Here is a 17918-nt window from a genome sequence, read left to right as displayed (position 1 = left end):
GTCGGGAACGGGTCGGATGCCGGGGTGCCCGACGGAGCGGGCCGCGCAGCGCGAACGATGAGCCATATCGACCGACGATGCCGCAGGCTCCCGGATCGGCGGCGGGCCGACCGGTGCATCGTGGACGACCGTTCCGGCGACCGGACGGTGGAGGACGGGACGCCACCTAGACTGGACGGCATGCTCGACTACGTCGACACGGGGCTAAGCGCCAACTCCGTGCCGTACAGCGAGGGACTCTCCCTCCAGCGCGCCGTCCACCAGGCGGTGGTCTCCGGTCAGCGACCGGACACCGTCATCCTCCTCGAACACGAGCCGGTGTACACCGCCGGCAAGCGGACCTCGCCCGACGAACGTCCGACCGACGGCACCCCCGTCGTCGACGTCGACCGCGGGGGCAAGATCACCTGGCACGGTCCGGGCCAGCTCGTCGGCTACCCGATCCTGCGCCTGGCCGAACCGATCGACGTCGTGGGCTACGTCCGTCGCCTCGAGGGCGTGCTCATCGCCGTCCTCGCCGGGTTCGGCATCGACGGCCGCCGTGTCGACGGCCGGTCGGGTGTCTGGATCGTCCGCGACGGCGTCGAGGAGAAGATCGCCGCGATCGGCATCCGCGTCGCCGAGGGCGTCACCATGCACGGCTTCGCCCTGAACTGCTCGAACTCGCTCGAGCCGTACGCGAAGATCGTCGCCTGCGGTATCCGCGACGCCGGCGTGACCACCATGTCGCGAGTCCTCGGCCGCACCGTCGCACCCGCCGACGTCGCAGACGCCGTGCGCGCACGACTCGACGCCGAATTCGCCCCGGCGGTGGCCGCATGAGCGCCGATCCCGGCGGTCGACGGATGCTTCGACTCGAGGTGCGCAACGCCGAGACGCCCATCGAGCGCAAGCCCGAATGGATCAAGACCCGCGCGAAGATGGGGCCGGAATACCGCCAGCTCCAACAGCTCGTAAAGAGCGAGGAACTGCACACGGTCTGCCAGGAGGCGGGTTGCCCGAACATCTACGAGTGCTGGGAGGACCGCGAGGCGACCTTCCTCATCGGTGGTTCGCAGTGCACCCGGCGATGCGACTTCTGCCAGATCGACACCGGGAAGCCGGCGGACTACGACGTCGACGAACCGCGTCGAGTCGCGGAGTCGGTGGTCCGGATGCAGCTGCGCTATTCGACCGTCACCGGCGTCGCGCGCGACGACCTGCCCGACGAGGGAGCGTGGCTGTACGCCGAGACGATCCGCCAGATCCACGCCCAGTCCCCGGGCACCGGCGTGGAGATCCTCGTTCCCGACTTCTCCGGGAATCCCGAGCTGCTCGGCGAGGTGTTCTCCGCCCGGCCCGAGGTGTTCGCACACAACGTCGAGACGGTCCCGCGCATCTTCAAGCGGATCCGCCCGGCGTTCCGATACGAGCGCTCGCTCGACGTGATCACGCAGGGACGAGACGCGGGACTGATCACGAAGTCGAACCTGATCCTCGGCATGGGCGAGGAGCGTGCCGAGGTGTCGCAGGCGCTCCGCGACCTGCACGATGCCGGCACCGACATCATCACCATCACGCAGTACCTCCGGCCGAGCCCGCGCCACCTCCCGGTGGCACGATGGGTGCGCCCGGAGGAATTCGTCGAGTTGAAGGCGGAGGCCGAGGAGATCGGGTTCCTGGGGGTCCTCTCCGGGCCGCTCGTCCGCTCCTCGTACCGCGCCGGCCGCCTCTGGGCGCAGTCGATGCAGGCGAAGGGCCGCGACCTCCCGCCCGAGCTCGCGCACCTGGCCGACGCGTCGCTCGGATTCGCGCAGGCGGTCGGCTGATCGACGCCATGATCGGCGGACGGCACGGGGCCGTTCGGATCCGCACCCCGCGGTCCGAGCGGCCCCGTCGCCGCCGGTATCCTTGACGCATGGCACGCACCAAGGACGCCGGGTCCGCTCCCAAGCCCCCGAAGGAGCCCGGCCGCATGAAGCAGATGTGGCAGGTCTTCCAGATGACCCGCCGCTACGACTCGAGCGCCCAGTGGCTCATGCTCCTCGGCTTCCTGGCGCCCGTCGCCGTCGGCCTCGGCCTCGCGCTGTGGCTGAGCGGCGGAAACGGCTTCACGATCGCCCTGTGGATCATCGCGGGCGTCCTGGCCGGCCTGCTCATCGCCCTCGTGATCCTCGGGCGACGCGCCGAGCGTGCCGCCTACTCGCAGATCGACGGCCAGCCCGGCGCCGTAGGCGCCGTCCTCCGGAGCGGCCTCCGGGGCAGCTGGGTCGGCAACGAGATGCCCGTCGCCGTGAACGGCAAGACGCAGGATGCCGTCTACCGCGCCGTCGGGCGCGGCGGCGTCGCACTGATCAGTGAAGGACCGCGTTCGCGGACCGAGCGGATGCTCGCCGACGAGAAGCGCAAGGTCGAACGCGTCCTCCCGAACGTTCCCGTGACCACCTTCTCGGTCGGACACGAGGAGGGCTCGGTCGAGCTGCACCGCCTCGCCGCGACGCTGCGGAAGACCAAGCGAAGCCTCACCAAGCCCGAGGTCCTCGCGGTCACGAACCGTCTCAACTCCCTGCAGGCCCCGCTGCCCATCCCGAAGGGCGTCGACCCCATGCGGGTGCGCCCGCAGCGCGGTCGCATGCGCTGACCCGCGACGACTCCCTGCGGCATCCGTTCACCAGAGCGGATGCCGCAGTCATCTGCGCCGGCCGGTGTCCCGATCCGGCGCAGCTCGTATCCGGCGCGCCTGCGATCAGGCGCGGATCAGGATCGTGCCGGCGACCTTGTCGTGGAAGCCGCGCTGGTCCGAATCCCAGACGAGTGCGGGAACGACCACGACGAGCAGGAGTGTGCGGACGATCGGACGCCAGAGTCCGATCCATCCCCCGCGGATCGGCACGACGCGCATTCCGAGGAGGCGATGGCCGACGCTCCCGCCGATCGTCGGGATGAAGAGGACCTGCATCAGCGCGAAGATGCCGAGCGCCGCCCAGGACTGCGCCGTCGTGGCGTATGGGCCGACGAGCAGCGCGATCACGTTGGCGATGAGCCAGTCGATCATGATCGCCGCGATCCGGCGCCCGATGCGCCCGACCGATCCCACGCCATCCTCGGGCAGGCCGAGGCGTTCGCCCGGATAGGTGCTGGGTGGGATGTCGCCGGTCGGCGTCGCGGGGTCTGGCACCGCACGAGTCTACCGATCGGGCACTGTGTAACACGGTCGAAACATCGGTGTCATGGGAGGGAAACCCCGCCCGGATAGCGTCGCAACCGGTCGAACGACTGCGTCCTCGTCCCCAACCTTCCCTTGGAGCACCGTCACATGTTCAGTGATTCTTCCGAAGTCCTCAAGTTCATCAAGGAGACGGACGTCAAGTTCCTCGACATCCGCTTCACCGACCTCCCGGGTGTGCAGCAGCACTTCAACATCCCGGCCTCCACCGTCGACGAGGACTTCTTCACCGTCGGCCAGCTGTTCGACGGCTCCTCGATCCGCGGTTTCGCATCGATCCACGAGTCCGACATGCAGCTCATCCCGGACGTCTCGACGGCTTATGTCGACCCGTTCCGCGCCGAGCGGACGCTGATCATGGTCTTCGACATCTACAACCCCCGAAACGGCGAGATCTACGGCAAGGACCCGCGCCAGGTCGCCAAGAAGGCCGAGAAGTACCTGGCCTCGACCGGCATCGCCGACACCGCGTTCTTCGCCCCGGAGGCCGAGTTCTACATCTTCGACGACGTGCGCTACGAGGTGAAGCAGAACGCGAGCTTCTACTCCGTCGACTCCAGCGAGGGCGCCTGGAACTCGGGCCGCGCCGAGGAGGGCGGCAACCTCGCCAACAAGACCGCGTACAAGGGCGGCTACTTCCCCGTCTCGCCGGTCGACCAGCACGCCGACCTCCGCGACGACATCGTGCTCAAGCTCATCGAGGCCGGCCTCGAGGTCGAGCGCTCGCACCACGAGGTCGGCACCGCCGGCCAGGGCGAGATCAACTACAAGTTCGACACGATGGTCCACGCTGCGGACGACATCCTGAAGTTCAAGTACATCGTGAAGAACACGGCGAACGAGTGGGGCAAGACGGCGACGTTCATGCCGAAGCCGCTCTTCGGCGACAACGGCTCGGGCATGCACACGCACCAGTCGCTCTGGAACGACGGCAAGCCGCTGTTCTACGACGAGGCCGGCTACGGCGGCCTGTCGGACGTCGCTCGCTGGTACATCGGCGGCATCCTCCGCCACGCCCCCGCGCTGCTCGCCTTCACGAACCCGACGGTGAACTCGTACCACCGCCTCGTGCCGGGCTTCGAGGCGCCCGTCAACCTCGTGTACTCGGCGGGCAACCGTTCCGCCGCGATCCGCATCCCGATCACGGGCACGAACCCCAAGGCCAAGCGCATCGAGTTCCGCGCGCCGGACGCCTCGGGCAACCCGTACCTCGCCTTCGCCGCGCAGCTCATGGCCGGCCTCGACGGCATCAAGAACCGCATCGAGCCGCACGAGCCCGTCGACAAGGACCTCTACGAGCTCCCGCCCGAGGAGGCCAAGGCGATCCCGCAGGTGCCGGGTTCGCTCGACGCCGTGCTCGACGCGCTCGAGGCCGACCACGACTTCCTGCTCGAGGGCGGCGTGTTCACCAAGGAGCTCATTGAGACCTGGATCGACTACAAGCGCGAGAAGGAGCTGAAGCCGCTGGCCCAGCGTCCGCACCCGTTCGAGTTCGAGCTGTACTTCGGCGTCTAGTCTCTCTCCCCCATCCCCCAGAGAGCCGAGGGCCCGTGTCGCGTTCTGCGACACGGGCCCTCGTGTCGCTCCCGGGCGGCCGAAGACCCCGAGTCGGGTCCGCGGAGCTTGGCGTGCGAGCTCGGAGCGCCGGTGCGCCCCGCTCGAGCCGGTCGCCGTACGCCGGTCGCTCAGCCGACCGTCGGCTCGCGACGGGGCTCGAGCCCGTAGAAGCCGCGTTCGAACACGGCTCGCGCTCGCCTGGTGACGGCGAGGTAGTCGTCCTCGAGCGCGGTCGCCGAGCCGGGCGGGTAGCCCATGATGCGGGCGATGCCCTCGAGCTGCGTGCGCTCGACCGGCAGCACGTCGGTGGTCTTGTCGAGCCAGAGCGTCAGCGCCGAACGGGCGCGCGAGGCCATGATCCAGGCCGCCCGCAGCGTCTCCGCATCGGACGCCTCGACGAGCCCCGCCTCGACCGATGCGCCGAGCGCGTCGAGCGTCGACGTCGTGCGCAGCGCGGGAACCTCCGCGGCGTGCTCGAGCTGGATGAGCTGGACGAACCACTCGACGTCGCTCAGCGACCCGCGGCCGAGCTTCAGGTGGCGCGTCGGATCCGCGCCCTGCGGGAGGCGCTCGTTCTCGACGCGCGCCTTGATCCGCTTGACCTCTCGCACCTCCTGGTCGGCGATGCCGCTCGGGTAGCGGACCGTGTCCGCCAACTCGGTGAAGTCGTCGACGAGGGTGCGATCGCCCGCGACGCCGCGCGCCCGAAGCAGCGCCTGCGCCTCCCAGGTGAGCGACCAGCGGGCGTAGTAGGCGCGGTAGGCGTCGAGCGATCGCGCGACGACCCCGTTGCGCCCCTCGGGGCGGAGGCCCGCATCGAGCTCGAACGGCAGACGGGCGTCCTCGCTCGTGCGCACGAGCTCGGAGACGATCCTGAGGGCTCGGGTGTGCGCCGCGTCGGGCTCGGCCGTCGTCGCGCGGTACACGTACAGGATGTCGGCGTCGGAGGCGATGCCGAGCTCCCGTCCGCCGAACCGGCCCATGCCGATCACTGCGAACTCGATGCCGTCGTCGCCGCGGCGGATGGCGCGGAGCAACGACTCGAGGTGGGCCTCGACCACATCGCTGAGCCCGTATCCGAGCTCCTCCACCGTGCACACGTCGAGGATCGACGCCAGGGCGAGCCGGAGGACCTCTCGTCGTCGCATCGCCCGGAGCACCTTGGCGGCGGCATCCGATTCGCCATGGCGGGCGAGGACTGCGTCCCCCTCCTCGCGGAGTGCCGCGAGCGGTCGGGGCCGCAGCTCGTCGACATCCTCGAGCCACGCGACCGCCTCCGGGATTCGCTCGAGCAGTTCTCCCGCGAAGCGCGAGCCGGAGAGCACGCGCGTGAGGCGCAGCGCGGCGTCGGACGAGTCGCGCAGCAGTCGCAGGTACCAGTGCGTCGTACCGAGGGCGTCGCTGATCCGGCGGAACGCGAGCAGGCCGTAGTCGGGGTCGGCGCCGTCCGCGAACCACGAGATCAGCACCGGCATGAGGTGACGCTGGATCGTGGCGCGTCGCGAGACGCCGGCGGTGAGGGCCGCGATGTGGGCGAGCGCACCGCGCGGGTCGTGGAAGCCGATCGCGGCGAGCCGCGCCTCGGCCTGGGCGCTGGTGAGTCCGAGCCCGTCCGCGGGAAGCGCCGCGACCGCAGAGAGCAGGGGACGGTAGAAGAGGCGCTCGTGCAGGCCGCGGACACGGCGCCGCGTCGACTGCCAGGTCTCGGTGAGCTCGCCCGACGTGCGTGCGAGTCCCGACGCACGCGCGAGCACGCGGCGTTCCGCGTCGTCGCGCGGCATCAGGTGCGTTCGGCGGAGACGTGCGAGCTGCAGGCGATGCTCGAGGACGCGCAGCACCCGGTAGTCGCGCGAGAACTCGCCGGCCTCCTCCCGGCCGACGTAGCCGTGCTCGGCGAGCGCTGCGAGGGCCGGCAGGGTTCCTGCCTGGCGGATCGCCTCGTCGGTCGCGCCATGCACGAGCTGGAGGAGCTGGACGGTGAACTCGATGTCGCGGAGTCCGCCGGGTCCGAGCTTCAGCTGGACGTCGACCTCGTCGGTCGGGATGTGGTCCGTGACCCGTTCGCGCATCCGCTGGACGGACTCGACGAAGCCCTCGCGCGACGAGCTCGACCAGACCTTCGGCGCGACGCCGGCGGCGTAGCGCCCGCCGAGGTCGGGGTCGCCCGCGAGCGGCCGGGCCTTGAGCAACGCCTGGAACTCCCAGCTCTTCGCCCACCGGTCGTAGTACTGCAGGTGCGAGTCGAGGGTGCGCACGAGGGCGCCGTCCTTGCCCTCGGGACGGAGGTTCGGATCGACCTCCCAGAGCGGCGGCTCGATCCCGGGTTCGCCGATCGCCCGCATCATCGCCATCGCGAGCTTCGTGGCGATCTCGAGGGCACGTGCGGTCAATGCGACCTCCTCGTCGGCCGACTCGGCGACGAATATGACGTCGACGTCGCTGACGTAGTTGAGTTCCCGTGCGCCGGCCTTGCCCATGCCGATCACGGCCAGGCGCGTGGCGGCGACCTCGGTCGCCGGATACCGACCGGGCGCCGCGGGCTCGCCCGCCTCACGCCCCGCGAGCCGCCGTGCGAGGAGGAGTGCCGCCTCGATCGCCCCGCCGGCGAGGTCCGCAAGGCCGGCCGCCACCGTGTCGAGCGCGTCGACCGCGTCGCTGCGCGTGAGGTCCCAGATCGCGAGTGCGGCCAGCAGCCGTCGATACCGCACGCGGAGCGCGCGCGCTCCGGCGTCCGCCAACCTCGACACGGGTGCCTCGACGGATGCCGCGACCGCGACGAGTTCGGATGCGGCGTCCTCCGCCGAAGGGGGCGGAGCCGGTGACGCGTGCAGCAGCGCGAGCTCATCGAGGTTCCGCAGGAAGAACTCGGCGAAGCCGCGGGATGCGCCCAGCAGGCGCGCCGCCCTATCGAGCGCGTCCGGATCGCCGACGATCGCGGCGACCGCCTCGGGCGCTCGTTCGTGGAGGCGGCGGAGCTCGGCGAGCGCCTGGTCGGGGTCGGCCGCCGAGCCGAGCGCGTCGACCAGGGCCTCGGGCTCGACCCCTGCGGCGTCCGCCAGTTCCGCCGAGTGCGCCGCGGCAGCGTCGAGGTCCGCGAATCCGGCGCGCGCCAGCGCTCCGAGGGTCGGTGCGGTGCGCGTCATCCGGTGCCGACCGTCAGAGGATCTCGAGGTTGCGCTGCAGCTCGAACGGCGTGACCTGCGTGCGGTAGTCGCGCCACTCGGCGCGCTTGTTCGCGAGCACGTAGTTGAAGACGTGCTCGCCGAGCGTGTCGGCGACGAGCTCGGAGGTCTCCATGTACTCGATCGCGTGGTCGAGGCTCGCGGGCAGCGGTCGGTAGCCGAGCGCGCGACGCTCGCTGTCGGTCAGCGCCCACACGTCGTCCTCAGCCTCGGAGGGGAGCTCGTAGCCCTCCTCGATGCCCTTGAGGCCGGCGGCGAGCAGCAGCGAGAAGGCCAGGTAGGGGTTCGCCGCGGAGTCGATGGCGCGGTACTCGACGCGAGCGCTCTGCCCCTTGTTCGGCTTGTAGAGCGGCACCCGGACGAGGGCCGAGCGGTTGTTGTGGCCCCAGCAGATGAAGCTCGGGGCCTCGTCGCCGCCCCAGAGACGCTTGTAGGAGTTCACGAACTGGTTCGTGACCGCCGAGATCTCGTTGGCGTGACGGAGGAGGCCCGCGATGAACTGACGGCCGATCTTCGAGAGCTGGTACTGCGCACCGGGCTCGTAGAACGCGTTCGCGTCGCCCTCGAAGAGCGACAGGTGCGTGTGCATGCCGGAGCCGGGCTTGTCGGAGAACGGCTTCGGCATGAACGTCGCGTAGACGCCCTGCTCGATCGCGACCTCCTTCACCACCGTCCGGAAGGTCATGATGTTGTCGGCGGTGGTGAGCGCGTCAGCGTACCGGAGGTCGATCTCGTTCTGGCCGGGACCGGCCTCGTGGTGGCTGAACTCGACCGAGATGCCGAGGTCCTCGAGCATCCGGACCGAGCGTCGACGGAAGTCGTGCGCGGTGCCCCCCGGAACATTGTCGAAGTACCCGGCCGAGTCGACCGGCTGCGGTCCCTCGGACCCGTACTTCGACGACTTGAGGAGGTAGAACTCGATCTCGGGGTGGGTGTAGAACGTGAACCCGGCGTCGGCTGCGCGCGCGAGCGTGCGCTTCAGGACGTTCCGCGGATCGGCGACCGCCGGCTCTCCGTCGGGCGTCGTGATGTCGCAGAACATGCGCGCCGTGGGGTCGATGTCGCCGCGCCACGGCAGCGTCTGGAACGTCGTCGGGTCGGGGAAGGCGAGCAGGTCGGACTCGAAGGTCCGGCTCAGGCCCTCGATCGCCGAGCCGTCGAATCCGATCCCCTCCGTGAACGCGCCCTCGACCTCGGCCGGCGCGATCGCGACCGACTTCAGCGTGCCGACGACGTCGGTGAACCAGAGCCTGACGAACTTGACTCCTCGTTCCTCGATGGTCCGGAGAACGAAGTCGCGCTGCTTGTCCATGCACACCCTTCCTCGATGCTCTCAGCGTAGTCGGTCGGGGTCGTCCGACCCGCCCGGACGACGCCCCTGCTGTGCGAGACTGGCGCCATGTCCGACCACGCATCCGACGGCGCAGCGAACCCCTCCGAGACCCCTGTGGGCGAGAACCCGTACGGCGGCGCATCGAGCACCCCCACCGGCCCGAAGCGCGTCCGCACCAGGCACTTCCAGACCGCCAAGCGCGACGGCATCAAGATCACCGGGCTCACGAGCTACGACCAGCTGACCGCGCACATCTTCGACGAGGCGGGCATCGACTTCCTGCTCGTCGGCGACTCGGCGGGCAACAACGTGCTCGGCTACGAGACCACGCTGCCCGTCACCGTCGACGAGCTCATCCCCCTGACGCGGGCGGTCGCCGGCGCCGTCGAGCGCGCGTTCGTCATCGCCGACATGCCGTTCGGCTCGTACGAGAACGGACCGGACGAGGCGCTGCACACCGCCATCCGCTTCATGAAGGAGGCGGGTGCGCACGCAGTCAAGCTCGAGGGCGGCGAACGCAGCCAGAAGCAGATCCGCCGCATCGTCGGCGCCGGCATCCCGGTCATGGCGCACATCGGCTACACGCCGCAGAGCGAGCACGGCCTCGGCGGACACATCATCCAGGGCCGGGGCGAGGGCGTGAAGCAGTTGCTCGCCGACGCGCAGGCGATCCAGGACGCGGGCGCGTTCGCGGTCGTGCTCGAGATGGTGCCCGCCGACGCCGCGCGTCAGGTGACCGAGCTGCTGCAGATCCCGACGATCTCGGTCGGCGGCGGCCCGCACTGCGACGGCCAGCTGCTCGTGTGGACCGACTGGGCCGGCCTGACGACCGGCCGCATCCCGCGGTTCGTCCGGCAGTACGCGAACCTCGCGGGCATCCTCGGCGATGCGGCACGCGAGTGGGCGGCGGATGTCGCCTCCGGCGCCTACCCCACGGAGGAGCACTCGTACTGACGGGCCGGCGGGCCCGTCGGCGCGGGCGTCACTCCTCGGCGGCGTCCTCCTCAGCCCACTTCGCGCTGTTCGCGCGGAGGATCTCCAGCGCCTGCTCGGCCTCGGCGCGCGTCTCGAACGGACCCACGCGCTCGACGGCCGGCGAGACCAACCCCTCCTCGACCTCGCCGGTGTTGAGGTTGTACCAGAACTGATGCTCGACGTCCCTCGACATAGGCTGATCCTATGCCCAAGGACGCCGCCGGCCACCTGATCCCCGGCCGACCCTCACCCCTGCGCGCCGTGCCGGCGTCGATACCCCGACCCGAGTACGTGGGGCGCACGGCACCCTCCCCCAACACGGGCGGCGACCGGTACTCCACCGACGAGGTCGAGCGGATCCGCGCGGCGGGGCGCGTCGCGGCGGGCGCGATCCAGGCCGCCGCCGCGGCGATCCGTCCCGGCGTGACGACCGACGAGCTCGACCGCATCGCCCACGAGTACGTCGTCGCGCACGGCGCCTACCCGTCGACGCTCGGCTACCGCGGGTATCCGAAGTCCTCGTGCACGTCGGTCAACGAGGTCATCTGCCACGGCATCCCCGACGACACCGTGCTCGCCGACGGCGACCTCGTGAACCTCGACGTGACCGCCTACCTCGACGGCATGCACGGCGACACGAACGCCACCTTCCTGGTCGGCGAGGCCGACGAGGAGACCAGGCTGCTCGTCGATCGGACGCGCGAGGCGCTCGCCCGAGGCATCCGCGCGGTCGCCCCGGGCCGGCAGGTTAACGTCGTCGGTCGCGCGATCGAGTCGTACGCGAAGCGCTTCGGCTACGGCGTCGTGCGCGACTACACCGGCCACGGGGTGGGGCGGGCGTTCCACACCGGGCTCGTGATCCCCCACTTCGACGACCCGAACGCCACCACGGTCCTCGAGGCGGGCATGGTCTTCACGATCGAGCCGATGCTGACCCTCGGCACGACCGACTGGGACCTCTGGGCCGACGACTGGACGGTCGTGACGCGCGACCGTTCGCTGACGGCCCAATTCGAGCACACGCTCGTCGTGACCGAACGCGGTGCGGAGATCCTCACCGAGCCGTGATCGCAGGGCGGCCGACCGGGTCGTCCCCGGTCGCACGACGACCGCGCGGTATCGTGGCGCCATGGCGACTGAACGTGCGATCGGCATCGACATCGGGGGCACCGGGATCAAGGGCGCGGTGGTCGATCTCGGCACCGGTGAACTCGTCACCGACCGCATCAAGGTGAAGACGCCGCCCGGCGGCCGGCCGGTCGACATCCTGGCGGCGACGGGCGAGCTGCTCTCGGAGATCGCCGACCGGGGCCACTCGTCGTTGCCCCTCGGCGTGTGCTTCCCCGCGATCGTGAAGCTCGGTCGCACGCTGTCCGCCGCGAACGTCTCCGACGAGTGGATCGGACTCGAGGCGGAGCGCATGTTCGAGCAGGAGCTCCGCAGCGAGATCCACTTCATCAACGACGCGGATGCCGCCGGCTACGCCGAGGCGAGGTTCGGAGCCGCGAAGGGCGAGGACGGCCTGGTCATCCTCACGACGCTCGGGACCGGCATCGGTTCGGCCCTGATCTTCGACGGCGTCGTCGTTCCGAACAGCGAGCTCGGCCACCTCGAGCTCGACGGGCACGACGCCGAGTCGCGTGCGGCGTACTCGGCCATGGAGCGCGACGGCCTCTCGTGGGAGCAGTGGGCGAAGCGGCTCCAGCGGTACTACTCGCACGTGGAGTTCCTGTTCTCCCCCGACCTGTTCGTCGTCGGCGGCGGTGTCTCGAAGCACCACGAGCAGTTCCTGCCACTGCTCGACCTGACGACGCCGATCGTGCCGGCCGTGCACCGCAACAACGCGGGCATCCTCGGCGCCGCGGCGCTCGCCGCCCGGTTCTGAGCGCCGCACGACGCGGGCCGGAGTGCGAGCGGGCCGGCTGATACGCCGGGTTCTGTTCACCGGGCGCTTGCGCGACACCGGCTGGACGGCCATCTCTCTCGGAGTTGCGTCACCGCAACCCTCCAGCGGCCTACCCGAACACGGGACGGGCCGCCCCATGGTGTTCTGTCTGGCCTTGCTCCGGACGAGGTTTACCGAGCCGACCGCGTCACCGCGGCCGCTGGTGGGCTCTTACCCCACCGTTTCACCCTTACCGCGGGCCGGAGCCCGTGGCGGTCTGCTTTCTGTGGCACTGTCTCGCGGGTCACCCCGGGTGGGCGTTACCCACCGTCCTGCCCTGCGGAGCCCGGACGTTCCTCGGCACCCGATCACTCGGGCGACGCGGCCGTCTTGCCGACCCGCTCGCCCCTCAAGGCTACCGCGCGGGCGGAGCCACGTGGATCGGTGCCCGGGTCAGAGCCCCGACTCGCTCGTGCGCACCAGGATCCGGTCGCACTCCGGGCACTGCACGACCTCGTCGTCCGCGGCGCGGCGCACGGCTTCGAGGTCGGAGCCGGTGAGCGTGATGGTGCAGCCCCCGCACGTCCGCTGCCGGAGCAGGGCCGCGCCGATGCCCCCGCCGCGGACGCGGCGATCCTCGTAGAAGCGGAGGAGGTCGTCGGGCACCGTCGATGCGATCGTCCCGCGGTCGCGCTCGGCTTGCTCGCGTTCGGTGCCGAGCCCGCCGGCGGCCTCGTCGCGCGCCGCCTCGAGCGCGGCGGTCGACTCCGCGAGCTCGGCGCGCTCTCGATCGATCCCGGCGACGTGCGCCTCGGCGGCCTCGACCTTCTCCATGACGATGAGCTCGGCGTCCTCGAGGTCACTGAGGCGCTTGCGCAGCGACACCAGCTCGGCCTCCAGCGCCTGGACGTCCTTCATCGACGACGTGTGCGTCAACCGGTCGCCGTCGCGTGCGATGCGCTTCTCGACGACCTCGACGTCGGACTCGATCCGACCCAGCTCGGCGCGGGCGTCCTCGAGTGCCCCGATGGCCTCGGCGCGGCGGCCGCGGACCGCGGTGTCGCGGTCGCCGAGCGAGGCCAGTTCGGCCGTCTGCGGGAGCGATCGCAGGCGGTGCGCGAGCTGCTGCAGTCGCGTGTCGATCGCCTGGAGGCGGAGCAGCTGCTCCTGGTCGGCGGGGCTGGCCTTCACGTGGTGCTCCTCGTGTCGTTCGGGGCGGGGCGGTCTGGTGCGGGTCGTGCTGACGCGGGTGCGATCGATCTCGGGTCGGTCATTGGACGACCTGGAAGTCCCACGGATCGGTGCGGAGGTCGCTGATGGCGACCTCGAGGTCGGGGTGCGCCTCGCGCAGCTCGCGGGCGGCGGCCTCGAGCCACAGCCACTCGCTCGCCCAGTGCGAGACGTCGACGAGCGCCGGGCCGCCGCCGAGCATCGCCTGCTCGCGGGCCTCCGACGCGGGGTGATGCCGCAGGTCGGCCGTGACGTACGCATCGGCGGAGCGCACGGCCTCATGCGCGAGCAGCGAGTCGCCCGCGCCGCCGCAGACCGCGATCGTCTCGACGGGATCGTCGAACCCGCCCGCGACGCGCACGCCCGTCGCCGTCGGCGGGAGGATCTCCGCGAGCCGGCGCGCGAGCCGGCCCAGCGTCGTCGGCTCGGCGAGGCGCCCCACGCGACCGAGGCCGCGCGCGGCATCCGTCGAATCGGGCACGATCGGAACCGGGTCGACCAGGCCGAGGCGCGCGGCGAGGACTGCCGAGGTCCCGGTCTCGACGACGTCGGCATTGGTGTGCGCGCCGACGAGCGCGCAGTCGGCGCGGACGAGCTTCGCGAGCAGTGCGCCCTTGTAGCGGTCCTCGGCGATCGAGGTGACGCCGCGGAGCAGCAGCGGGTGGTGCGCCACGATCAGGTCGGCGCGGCTCTCGACGGCCTCGTCGACGGTCGCGGAGACGGCGTCGACCGTGAGCAGCACCCGCGAGACCTCCCGCGCCGGGTCGCCGGTCACGAGACCGGGCGCATCCCACGGCTCCGCGCCGGATGCGGGCCACAGGCGCTCCACGGTCGAGAGGACGTCGGTCAGGCGGACTGGCACGCGCCCCAGCCTACGCCGAACCGTGCGGCGGGCCGGGAGCCCGGTTGCCGCGCGCACCGCGGCTGACCAGCGTCCGCGGTGCCGGGGTGTCGATCGCGGGAGTGGCAGGCGATGGGCGCACGATCCCGATCATCGACGAGGACGCATGGGTGCCCCCGGTCTGGTCGGCCCCGCGGCGCGATCGCGCGGCCGGCGAAGTGGGCCCTGCCGGGCTCGAACCGACGACATCCACGGTGTAAGCGTGGCGCTCTACCAACTGAGCTAAAGGCCCCCACCGCGTGCGGCGGTACCTCGATCGTAGCGTCGCGCGGATGCGGCATCCGCCCGGCAGATGCTCACGCGACGGTCGCGAGCGCCTCGCGATAGGCCTCGAGCGGGCGCGCCTCCCCCGCCGGGACCTCGAAGGACGAGCGGATGACCCCGTCTGCGCCGATCGCGAACGAGGCGCGCCGCGCGAACCCCGCCTCCCCGTCGAACGCGCCGTAGGCACGGGCGACCGCGCCGTGCGGCCAGAAGTCGGACAGCAGGGAGAGCCCGACCGTCTCCTCCTCGGCCCAGGCCCGCAGCGCGTACTTCGAATCGGTCGAGGCGACGAAGAGGTCGGCGCCGGCGGCCTCGAACATCGGCGCAGCGGCATCCAGCTCGCCCAGCTCTCGCGTGCAGACACGGGAGAAGGCGAAGGGGACGAACGCCAGGACCACCGGTCGGAGGCGCCGACGGTCGGCGAGGCGCTGCGGCGCACCGTGCTGATCGGGGAGCGCGAACTCGGGGGCGAGCGCCCCGGGGCCGAGGATCATGAGCCCCTCCCTCGGGTTCCGGCTGGACGCGCGCCAGCCTAGCCCGCCATGCGTCGCCGTAGAATCACTAGGATGGCGTGGTGCCCCCCGACCGTGACCCGGTCTTCGTCGTGCGCACCGCACGGTTCAGAGGCACGATCTGCTGAAGAGAGAGGTCGAGTGTGACTGTCAACGACCAGGACCCGTACTCGGTCGAGGCGATGGACTCCGATCCGGAGGAGACCAACGAGTGGGCGGAGTCCCTCGACGCCCTCGTCGCCGAGAAGGGCCACCAGCGCGGGCGCGAGATCATGCTCAGCCTGCTCAAGCGCTCGAAGGAGCTCCACCTCGGCGTCCCCATGGTGCCGACCACGGACTACTTGAACACGATCGCGCCCGAGAACGAGCCCGCGTTCCCCGGCGATGAGGAGCTCGAGCGCCGCTACCGCGCCTGGATCCGCTGGAACGCCGCGATGCTCGTGCACCGCGCGCAGCGTCCCGGCATCGGCGTCGGCGGCCACATCTCGACGTACGCGTCGTCGGCCGCGCTCTACGAGGTCGGCTTCAACCACTTCTTCCGCGGCCAGGACCACCCCGGCGGCGGCGACCAGATCTTCATCCAGGGCCACGCCTCCCCCGGCACGTACGCCCGAGCGTTCCTCGAGGGCCGGATGTCGACCGACCAGCTCGACGGCTTCCGCCAGGAGAAGTCGCACGCGCCGGCTGGCCTCTCGTCGTACCCGCACCCGCGCCTGATGCCGGAGTTCTGGCAGTTCCCGACGGTGTCGATGGGCCTCGGTCCGATCAACGCGATCTACCAGGCGCAGGCCAACAAGTACCTCACGAACCGCGGCATCAAGGACGCCTCCGACCAGCACGTCTGGGCGTTCCTCGGCGACGGCGAGATGGACGAGGTCGAGAGCCGCGGCCAGCTCCAGGTCGCCGCGAACGAGGGGCTCGACAACCTCACGTTCGTCATCAACTGCAACCTGCAGCGCCTCGACGGCCCGGTCCGCGGCAACGGCAAGATCATCCAGGAGCTCGAGAGCTTCTTCCGCGGCGCCGGCTGGAACGTCATCAAGGTCGTCTGGGGTCGCGAGTGGGACGACCTGCTCGCACGCGACCAGGACGGCGCGCTCCGCAACCTCATGAACGTCACGCCCGACGGCGACTACCAGACCTACAAGGCGGAGTCGGGCGCGTACGTGCGCGAGAACTTCTTCGGCCGCGACCCGCGCGCGCTCGAGCTCGTCAAGGACCTCTCCGACGAGCAGATCTGGAACCTCAAGCGCGGCGGCCACGACTACCGCAAGGTCTACGCGGCATTCAAGGCGGCGACCGAGCACAAGGGCCAGCCCACCGTCATCCTCGCCAAGACCATCAAGGGCTACGGCCTCGGTCCGGCCTTCGAGGGGCGCAACGCGACGCACCAGATGAAGAAGATGACGCTGGACAACCTCAAGACGTTCCGCGACACCATGCGCATCCCGATCACCGACGCGCAGCTCGAGGAGAACCCCTACCTCCCGCCGTACTACCACCCCGGCAACGACGACGAGGCGATCCAGTACCTCCACGAGCGTCGCCGCGAGCTCGGCGGCTACCTCCCTGAGCGCCGCTCGAACCACACGGCGATCTCGCTGCCGGACGACTCCGCCTACGCGATCGCGAAGAAGGGCTCGGGCACGCAGGAGGTCGCGACGACCATGGCGTTCGTCCGTCTCCTGAAGGACCTCATGCGGTCGAAGGACTTCGGCAACCGCATCGTCCCGATCATCCCCGACGAGGCCCGCACGTTCGGCATGGACGCGTTCTTCCCGAACGCGAAGATCTACAACCCGATGGGCCAGCACTACACGTCGGTCGACCGCGAGCTGCTCCTGGCCTACAAGGAGAGCCCGCAGGGCCAGATCGTCCACGTCGGCATCAACGAGGCGGGCGCACTCGCCGCGTTCACGGCCGTCGGCACGTCGTACTCGACGCAGGGCGAGCCGCTCATCCCGATCTACGTCTTCTACTCGATGTTCGGCTTCCAGCGCACGGGCGACGCGATGTGGGCGGCCGGCGACCAGATGGCGCGCGGCTTCATCATCGGCGCGACCGCGGGCCGCACCACGCTCACGGGCGAGGGCCTGCAGCACGCCGACGGCCACTCGCCGCTGCTCGCCGCGACGAACCCCGCGGTCGTCTCGTACGACCCCGCGTACGGCTACGAGATCGGGCACATCATGCGCTCGGGCCTCGACCGCATGTACGGCGGCAATCACGCCGATCCCAACGTCATGTACTACCTCACGGTCTACAACGAGCCGCTCGTGCAGCCCGCCGAGCCCGAGTCGGTCGACGTGGACGGGATCGTCCGCGGCATCCACCGCATCTCGGAGGGCGCGGGCGAGGGCCCGAAGGCCCAGCTGCTCGCCTCGGGCGTCGCGGTGCCGTGGATCATCGAGGCGCAGCACCTGCTCGCGCAGGACTGGGGCATCTCGGCCGACGTGTGGTCGGTGACCAGCTGGTCGGAGCTCGCACGCGACGGCCTCGCCGCCGACGAGCACAACTTCCTCCACCCCGAGGCTGATCGCCACGTGCCGTACCTGACGCAGAAGCTCGCGGGCGCCCGCGGCCCGTTCGTCGCCGTATCCGACTTCATGCACGCCGTGCAGGAGCAGATCCGCCCGTACGTGCCCGGCCAGTACGCGACGCTCGGCGCCGACGGCTTCGGCTTCTCCGACACCCGCCCCGCCGCCCGTCGCTTCTTCAAGATCGACGGACCATCGGTGGTGGTGCGGACCCTGCAGCTGCTCGCGGAGCGCGGTGAGGTCGACCGCTCGCTCCCCGCGCAGGCGATCGAACGGTACCGGCTCCACGACGTGAACGCGGGCACCACCGGCAACGCCGGCGGCGAGAGCTAGCAGG

15 protein-coding genes, 1 tRNA gene and 1 other RNA gene are annotated in these 17918 nt (G+C 70.7%); 8 read left to right on the top strand and 9 right to left on the bottom strand.

Annotation, left to right across the window (positions count from 1 at the left end; genetic code table 11):
- Positions 1 to 180 precede the first annotated feature (180 nt).
- The 3 genes from lipB to ACSJD1_RS14305 all read left to right on the top strand — a co-directional run bounded on the left by lipB (position 181) and on the right by ACSJD1_RS14305 (position 2620).
- Positions 181 to 822: a lipoyl(octanoyl) transferase LipB gene (gene lipB / locus ACSJD1_RS14315; protein WP_438855952.1), complete on the top strand. Its 642-nt coding sequence runs from the start codon at positions 181 to 183 to the stop codon at positions 820 to 822.
- Positions 819 to 1808, top strand: coding sequence for a lipoyl synthase (gene lipA / locus ACSJD1_RS14310; protein WP_438855951.1), 990 nt, complete (start codon positions 819 to 821; stop codon positions 1806 to 1808). Before lipB ends, lipA begins: the two co-directional genes overlap by 4 nt.
- An 89-nt stretch (positions 1809 to 1897) precedes the next feature.
- Positions 1898 to 2620 carry a DUF4191 domain-containing protein gene (locus tag ACSJD1_RS14305; protein WP_155841635.1) on the top strand — a complete coding sequence of 241 codons (723 nt, stop codon included), beginning with the start codon at positions 1898 to 1900 and terminating at the stop codon, positions 2618 to 2620.
- A gap of 105 nt (positions 2621 to 2725) precedes the next feature.
- Here the strand turns inward: ACSJD1_RS14305 and ACSJD1_RS14300 are convergent, their stop codons facing one another.
- The gene (locus ACSJD1_RS14300) at positions 2726 to 3157 is read right to left on the bottom strand and encodes an RDD family protein (protein WP_438855950.1); all 432 of its coding nucleotides are present in this window, start codon (positions 3155 to 3157) and stop codon (positions 2726 to 2728) included.
- A 138-nt stretch (positions 3158 to 3295) separates the two neighbouring features.
- On the opposite strand from ACSJD1_RS14300, the gene glnA (ACSJD1_RS14295) reads away from it, so the two are divergent.
- On the top strand, positions 3296 to 4720 hold the full coding sequence (gene glnA / locus ACSJD1_RS14295; protein ID WP_376928697.1) for a type I glutamate--ammonia ligase: 1425 nt from the start codon (positions 3296 to 3298) through the stop codon (positions 4718 to 4720).
- A 170-nt stretch (positions 4721 to 4890) separates the two neighbouring features.
- Here glnA (ACSJD1_RS14295) and ACSJD1_RS14290 read toward each other — a convergent pair whose 3' ends face one another.
- Positions 4891 to 7905 carry a bifunctional [glutamine synthetase] adenylyltransferase/[glutamine synthetase]-adenylyl-L-tyrosine phosphorylase gene (locus ACSJD1_RS14290; RefSeq protein WP_438855949.1) on the bottom strand — a complete coding sequence of 1005 codons (3015 nt, stop codon included), beginning with the start codon at positions 7903 to 7905 and terminating at the stop codon, positions 4891 to 4893.
- Positions 7906 to 7918: 13 nt separating this feature from the next.
- Complete coding sequence (glnA, locus tag ACSJD1_RS14285; protein WP_400998356.1) at positions 7919 to 9256, bottom strand: type I glutamate--ammonia ligase; 1338 nt, start codon at positions 9254 to 9256, stop codon at positions 7919 to 7921.
- An 87-nt stretch (positions 9257 to 9343) separates the two neighbouring features.
- Here glnA (ACSJD1_RS14285) and panB point away from each other — a divergent pair, with 87 nt between their 5' ends.
- A complete protein-coding gene (gene panB / locus ACSJD1_RS14280) occupies positions 9344 to 10231 on the top strand; it encodes a 3-methyl-2-oxobutanoate hydroxymethyltransferase (RefSeq protein ID WP_438855948.1) in 888 nt (295 codons plus the stop codon).
- Between the two features lie 28 nt (positions 10232 to 10259).
- Here the strand turns inward: panB and ACSJD1_RS14275 are convergent, their stop codons facing one another.
- Entirely contained in the window at positions 10260 to 10445 is a 186-nt protein-coding gene (locus tag ACSJD1_RS14275; protein ID WP_344368829.1) for an SPOR domain-containing protein, read from the bottom strand.
- 11 nt (positions 10446 to 10456) lie between these two features.
- Here ACSJD1_RS14275 and map point away from each other — a divergent pair, with 11 nt between their 5' ends.
- Together map and ppgK are read left to right on the top strand one after the other, a co-directional pair.
- Positions 10457 to 11320 (top strand): type I methionyl aminopeptidase, encoded by an 864-nt coding sequence (gene map, locus ACSJD1_RS14270; RefSeq protein WP_438855947.1) that lies wholly within the window; start codon positions 10457 to 10459, stop codon positions 11318 to 11320.
- Positions 11321 to 11381: 61 nt separating this feature from the next.
- The gene (ppgK, locus tag ACSJD1_RS14265; RefSeq protein WP_438855946.1) at positions 11382 to 12137 is read left to right on the top strand and encodes a polyphosphate--glucose phosphotransferase; all 756 of its coding nucleotides are present in this window, start codon (positions 11382 to 11384) and stop codon (positions 12135 to 12137) included.
- A gap of 25 nt (positions 12138 to 12162) precedes the next feature.
- Here the strand turns inward: ppgK and rnpB are convergent.
- The 5 genes from rnpB to ACSJD1_RS14240 form a co-directional block, all read right to left on the bottom strand.
- An RNA gene (gene rnpB, locus ACSJD1_RS14260) (RNase P RNA component class A) lies at positions 12163 to 12538 on the bottom strand.
- Positions 12539 to 12590: 52 nt separating this feature from the next.
- A complete protein-coding gene (locus tag ACSJD1_RS14255) occupies positions 12591 to 13328 on the bottom strand; it encodes a zinc ribbon domain-containing protein (RefSeq protein WP_438855945.1) in 738 nt (245 codons plus the stop codon).
- 79 nt (positions 13329 to 13407) lie between these two features.
- A complete protein-coding gene (locus tag ACSJD1_RS14250) occupies positions 13408 to 14229 on the bottom strand; it encodes a Nif3-like dinuclear metal center hexameric protein (protein ID WP_438855944.1) in 822 nt (273 codons plus the stop codon).
- Positions 14230 to 14427: 198 nt separating this feature from the next.
- A tRNA-Val gene (locus tag ACSJD1_RS14245) sits at positions 14428 to 14500 on the bottom strand.
- Between the two features lie 64 nt (positions 14501 to 14564).
- A complete protein-coding gene (locus ACSJD1_RS14240; protein ID WP_438855943.1) occupies positions 14565 to 15026 on the bottom strand; it encodes a redoxin domain-containing protein in 462 nt (153 codons plus the stop codon).
- Between the two features lie 161 nt (positions 15027 to 15187).
- Between ACSJD1_RS14240 and aceE the strand changes: the two genes are divergently transcribed.
- Positions 15188 to 17914, top strand: coding sequence for a pyruvate dehydrogenase (acetyl-transferring), homodimeric type (aceE, locus tag ACSJD1_RS14235; RefSeq protein WP_438855942.1), 2727 nt, complete (start codon positions 15188 to 15190; stop codon positions 17912 to 17914).
- Positions 17915 to 17918 lie beyond the last annotated feature (4 nt).

It is taken from the genome of Agromyces excoecariae, assembly GCF_051715505.1.
Classification (GTDB): Bacteria; Actinomycetota; Actinomycetes; order Actinomycetales; family Microbacteriaceae; genus Agromyces.
The sequence above is the reverse complement of the archived record's forward strand: the minus strand, read 5'-3'. Positions and strand labels throughout refer to the sequence as shown.

Coding starts and splice junctions, on each gene's coding strand:
- ACSJD1_RS14240 (WP_438855943.1), bottom strand. CDS start 15,026: ATGATCCTCGGCCCCGGGGCGCTCGCCCCCGAGTTCGCGCTCCCCGAT.
- glnA (WP_400998356.1), bottom strand. CDS start 9,256: ATGGACAAGCAGCGCGACTTCGTTCTCCGGACCATCGAGGAACGAGGA.
- glnA (WP_376928697.1), top strand. CDS start 3,296: ATGTTCAGTGATTCTTCCGAAGTCCTCAAGTTCATCAAGGAGACGGAC.
- lipB (WP_438855952.1), top strand. CDS start 181: ATGCTCGACTACGTCGACACGGGGCTAAGCGCCAACTCCGTGCCGTAC.
- lipA (WP_438855951.1), top strand. CDS start 819: ATGAGCGCCGATCCCGGCGGTCGACGGATGCTTCGACTCGAGGTGCGC.
- ACSJD1_RS14275 (WP_344368829.1), bottom strand. CDS start 10,445: ATGTCGAGGGACGTCGAGCATCAGTTCTGGTACAACCTCAACACCGGC.
- ppgK (WP_438855946.1), top strand. CDS start 11,382: ATGGCGACTGAACGTGCGATCGGCATCGACATCGGGGGCACCGGGATC.
- ACSJD1_RS14290 (WP_438855949.1), bottom strand. CDS start 7,905: ATGACGCGCACCGCACCGACCCTCGGAGCGCTGGCGCGCGCCGGATTC.
- ACSJD1_RS14305 (WP_155841635.1), top strand. CDS start 1,898: ATGGCACGCACCAAGGACGCCGGGTCCGCTCCCAAGCCCCCGAAGGAG.
- panB (WP_438855948.1), top strand. CDS start 9,344: ATGTCCGACCACGCATCCGACGGCGCAGCGAACCCCTCCGAGACCCCT.
- map (WP_438855947.1), top strand. CDS start 10,457: ATGCCCAAGGACGCCGCCGGCCACCTGATCCCCGGCCGACCCTCACCC.